The sequence below is a fragment of the Sulfurovum sp. bin170 genome (genome assembly GCF_010892395.1).
In the GTDB taxonomy this organism is placed as follows: domain Bacteria; phylum Campylobacterota; class Campylobacteria; order Campylobacterales; family Sulfurovaceae; genus UBA1140.
Map to the genome: position 1 here is coordinate 1 of NZ_JAACKB010000054.1, position 4661 is coordinate 4661.

Annotated in this window: 5 protein-coding genes; 3 read left to right on the forward strand and 2 right to left on the reverse strand. The window is 38.0% G+C overall.

Annotated features, from left to right (window positions below; translation table 11 throughout):
- Positions 1–87 precede the first annotated feature (87 nt).
- Together GSY74_RS01220 and bioD are read right to left on the reverse strand one after the other, a co-directional pair.
- Positions 88–318, reverse strand: coding sequence for a hypothetical protein (locus tag GSY74_RS01220; RefSeq protein WP_164663278.1), 231 nt, complete (start codon positions 316–318; stop codon positions 88–90).
- 200 nt (positions 319–518) lie between these two features.
- Positions 519–1187, reverse strand: a complete 669-nt coding sequence (gene bioD, locus GSY74_RS01225) for a dethiobiotin synthase (protein ID WP_164663279.1) — start codon at positions 1185–1187, stop codon at positions 519–521.
- Positions 1188–1281: 94 nt separating this feature from the next.
- Here bioD and GSY74_RS01230 point away from each other — a divergent pair, with 94 nt between their 5' ends.
- The 3 genes from GSY74_RS01230 to aat all read left to right on the forward strand — a co-directional run bounded on the left by GSY74_RS01230 (position 1282) and on the right by aat (position 4601).
- A complete protein-coding gene (locus tag GSY74_RS01230; protein WP_164663280.1) occupies positions 1282–1578 on the forward strand; it encodes an ATP-dependent Clp protease adaptor ClpS in 297 nt (98 codons plus the stop codon).
- 115 nt (positions 1579–1693) lie between these two features.
- The gene (gene clpA, locus GSY74_RS01235; RefSeq protein ID WP_164663281.1) at positions 1694–3907 is read left to right on the forward strand and encodes an ATP-dependent Clp protease ATP-binding subunit ClpA; all 2214 of its coding nucleotides are present in this window, start codon (positions 1694–1696) and stop codon (positions 3905–3907) included.
- Positions 3891–4601: a leucyl/phenylalanyl-tRNA--protein transferase gene (aat, locus tag GSY74_RS01240; protein ID WP_223157424.1), complete on the forward strand. Its 711-nt coding sequence runs from the start codon at positions 3891–3893 to the stop codon at positions 4599–4601. Before clpA ends, aat begins: the two co-directional genes overlap by 17 nt.
- Positions 4602–4661: the final 60 nt, after the last annotated feature.

Below are 4661 nucleotides of genomic sequence, written 5' to 3' on the forward strand. Positions count from 1 at the left end.
CCGAATATGACGAGGCTAAAGCCATCGGTTCCTAGTTTTGCAAGATGTCTAATAATTTTGTGATTATAACAGATAAAAATTAAACAGCTATCTCATAATAGCATTTCCTGTTATGAGCTTATTTTCAGGTAGCTCCTCTTCTGTATAAAAAATTGGGCTATGCATATATTTATAAGTAATGATAGGCTCTGGTGCGACATAGTTTTCTAGTGTAACAGCATCAGGGTCATGAATTAGCTTTGTACTTAGTGTTGGGTCTAGTTCAGAGTAGTCTATCTCGGCAGGTCTATTTTGGGTCAGGAACTCATGCTCTATCATTGCATCTAGTTCTGGGTCAGCTACTACGCCAAAATCATTATTATATAGATGGATTTATGAGGTAGACATTCTCTGATGAGTTGTACAGCCATTTAGTAAAATAGCTGATAGTAGTATAGATAGTAGTATAGTTTTTTCTTTAAGAAGTTGCATAATTTATCCTTTATATTAAAATTAATTTAATATAAATATATAGTATTTTAGCTTAAAATTTTATTAATTAAGTCTACTCCTTTATCTTCTAAGCTCCACCACTCATTAAAATATGCATCATAAAAAGGTTTAGTAACCTCTTCAAACTCATCTCTATCTTCAAAAAGATTCACACACCAATCAAAACTGATACCTCTATTTTTGAGAGCCTCTATAGAGAGCAGAGTATCATTGATACAACCAAGTTTAGAGGGTGTCACGAGCAGTGTCTTGGCATTTAAATCTTTGGCTAAATCTATCATCATATAATCTTTTGTGATTGGAACCATGAGACCACCTGCTCCTTCTATTATGAGTAGGTCACACAGTTTTGAGAGTTGTTTTATCTTTGATTTTATATTTTCTATCTGTATTGTACGGTTAATATCTGCAGAGAAAGGGGAAGCGGGTAGGGAGAATGTGTAAGCAGTAATATCTATAGGTTTGAGAGCTTTAAAGTTCTCATTATACTCTTGAACTTTTCGAAGAAGTTTGGTTGCATCAGCCAATCCACTCTCTACTCTCAACTCTCCATCAACAATCTCTGTGATTCCTGTCTCTATAGGTTTACAAACACCCACGGTTAAACCCTGTTTTGAAAAGTGTTCAATTAGGCTCAAAGAGGCAAAAGTTTTGCCAATATTGGTATTTGTTGCCGTTATAAAAAGTAATTTCACAATTAATCTCCAATCTTTATATAAATTTCTATTAAGGCAGATTGTAACATAAAATAAGATATACTATTCGTATAATTATTATAGAGGATTAACATTGCCAAGAATAGAAGAAGAGTTAGACTCGTCATTAGCTCTCTATGAGCCGACAAAATATAAAGTATTGTTACATAATGATGACTATACTACTATGGATTTTGTTGTAGAGATTTTGATGGGGTTGTTTCATAAAAATATAGCTGAATCAGAGAGGATTATGTTTGCTATTCATAATTCAGGAAAGGGAATCTGTGGAGTCTATACACATGAGATAGCCAAAACAAAAGCCTATCAGGTGAAGCAGTTAGCCAAGAAGAGTGGTTTTCCACTTCTTGCAACAGTAGAAGAAGAGTAGATTTCTTAGAAAACTAGGAACCGATGGCTTCAGCCTCGTAATGTTCGGGGCTAAAGCCTCCGATTCCAAATTAGTTTTTCAAGATGTCAAGTAAGAAACATTTAAAGGAGAAAAAATGATAAGTGTAGAGCTTAACAATGTGTTTAAAGAGTCTGTTCGGTATGCAAAGGAGAACCGACATGAGTATTTGACACTTGAACATATCTTTTTATCTATCCTACAAAGTGAAGAGGGGGGAGAGATACTCTCAGCAGTTGGAGGAGATATAGGTTACATGATGGAGTTGATAGAGGCGTACCTCCATGCCAATACACCTGTTTTGGAGCCAAAAGATGAGAAGAAGGAGAGTGAAGAGCCATATGAGACCGTAGTGCTTTCAAGTGTTATGAATGATATGATGATGCATCTCAATAGTTCAGGTCGTATCGAGGCAAAGATTGGAGACATGATTGCCTCTATGTTTACACAGGACAAGAGTTATGCCTATGCTGTAATGCAAGCAGAAGGTATAGATAGAATCGATGTTTTAGAGGTTATATCTCATGTTGATTTGGATGACAATGAGATGGATGATGAGGATGAGGAGGAGGAAGAGGAGCATCCAAATCTCTCTGATTTTACTATTGAGTTAGTAGCTGTTGCAAGAAAAGGTAAGATAGACCCTGTTGTGGGGCGAGAGTCAGAGATAGATAGAGTGATGCAGACGCTATGTAGACGAAAGAAAAACAACCCTCTACTTGTAGGAGAACCAGGGGTTGGTAAAACTGCGATTGCAGAGGGTCTAGCACTTAGGATTGCAGAGGATGATGTTCCTTCTGTCCTAAAAGATAGCAAGATATTTGCCCTAGATTTGGGTGCTATGATTTCTGGAACTAAGTATCGTGGCGATTTTGAGAAACGGCTAAAAGGTGTGCTTAGTGAGTTGCAGACTATAGATAGAGGTATTATCTTTATTGATGAGATTCACACACTTGTTGGAGCAGGTGCTACTAGTGGAGGGAGTATGGATGCAGCAAATCTTCTCAAACCAGCGTTGGCAAGAGGAGAGCTAAAGTGTATCGGTGCAACTACCTATGCAGAGTTTCGTAACCATCTTGACAAAGATAAAGCTCTAACTAGACGATTCTCAAAGATAGATATAGATGAGCCGTCAGTTGCTGATACGATGAAGATACTTCAAGGTATCAAACATAAATATGAGGAGCATCATAAGATAAACTTCTCAGATGAGGCTCTACAATCGGCAATCGACCTTAGTGTGAAGTATCTGCATGATAGATTTTTGCCAGATAAAGCTATGGATATTATAGATGAGGTTGGAGCTCACTATATGCTACGAGACAAAAAAGATATAACCATAGAGAGTGCAGATATAGAAGAGAGTGTAGCTCGAATGTTGAAATTACCTTCAACTGTGGTATCCTCTGATGATACGACTAAGCTAAAATCTCTGGCAGATGATATTAAGACCAAGATTATCGGTCAAGATGGAGCAATAGATACTATAGTAAAGTCTATTAAACGCTCTTATGCAGGACTAAATCAGGAGAGTAGTCCAATCGGCTCTTTCCTATTTGTGGGTCCTACAGGGGTTGGTAAAACAGCACTTAGTATAGAGTTGGCAAATAGTATGGATATCAATTTTGAGAGACTTGATATGAGTGAGTATATGGAGAAACACGCCCTTAGTCGTCTAATTGGGGCTCCTCCAGGGTATGTTGGATATGAGCAGGGTGGATTGCTTACAGAGATGATAAAGAGAAATCCTCACACGGTATTGCTACTTGATGAGGTAGAGAAAGCTCATCCTGATATTATGAATATTCTCTTGCAGGTGATGGATGGTGCGAAGTTGACAGACAACAATGGAGTTGTAAGTGATTTCAAAAATGTTATACTCATTATGACCTCAAACCTTGGAACCAAAGAGGCGAATGTGATGGGCTTCAACAAAGATACAAGCTCTAAAACGGATACAGCCCTAAAAGGTTTCTTCACCCCAGAGTTTAGAAATAGACTTAGCTCTGTGGTTGAGTTTGGGCATCTAAATATGGAAGCTATTATAAAAATAGTAGATACAGAGATAGCCAAACTCAACAAGCAGATGGCTACAAAAGGTATTGTGATTAAGCTTAATAAAAAAGCCAGAGAGTATATCGCAAAAGAGGGATACAGTGACCTATATGGTGCTAGAGAAGTTGTTAGAGTGATAGACCAAAAGATTAAAGAGGCTCTGACAGATGCGATTTTATTTGGAGAGCTAAAAGATGGTGGCTTGGTAAAAGTAACCTATAAAGAGGAGAAGCTAGACTTTGTCTTCAATATATGATGATGACTACTTTATAACTGAAATCGGTATGCCTCATATCTTCCCCAATGCTAGAGAGGGGAGTGATGAGGGGCTACTAGCCTATGGTGGTGACCTCAATCCCAATAGGCTTCTAACTGCCTATAGAAAAGGTATCTTTCCTTGGTACTCTCCTGATGACCCCATTTTATGGTGGTCTCCAAATCCTAGACTTGTACTATATCCAGATGAATTCAAAGCGAGTAAATCTCTTAGAAGAGTGATACGAAACAGAGGATATGAAGTACGATTTGATACAAACTTTGAGGCTGTTATAGACTACTGTGGAAAAGTTCCAAGAGAGGGGCAGAATGGTACTTGGCTTACAAAAAAGATGAAAGATGCATATATGGAGTTACACTGTATGGGCTTTGCTCACTCTGTTGAGACCTATTATGAAGATAAGCTTGTTGGTGGGTTCTATGGTATCTCTATGGGAAAAGCTTTTTTTGGAGAGTCCATGTTTGCCCTGATGCCTGATGCTTCAAAAGTAGCCTTGAAATTTCTAACTGATACTCTCATTGAAAACTGTTATGATTTTATCGATTGTCAAGTTGAGACTCCACACCTTGTGAGCTTGGGGGCGAGATTGATAGATAGAGATGAGTTTTTGGATGAGTTAGAAGATGCTCTGGAGAGACCTAGTAAGATAGGTTCTTGGTCGGATTGGAATTAGGAAACGAAAACTTTAGTTTCGTCTCTTTCGGGGCTAAAGCCCAATGCCAATGAATTAAGC

Coding starts and splice junctions, on each gene's coding strand:
- clpA (WP_164663281.1), top strand. CDS start 1,694: ATGATAAGTGTAGAGCTTAACAATGTGTTTAAAGAGTCTGTTCGGTAT.
- GSY74_RS01220 (WP_164663278.1), bottom strand. CDS start 318: ATGATAGAGCATGAGTTCCTGACCCAAAATAGACCTGCCGAGATAGAC.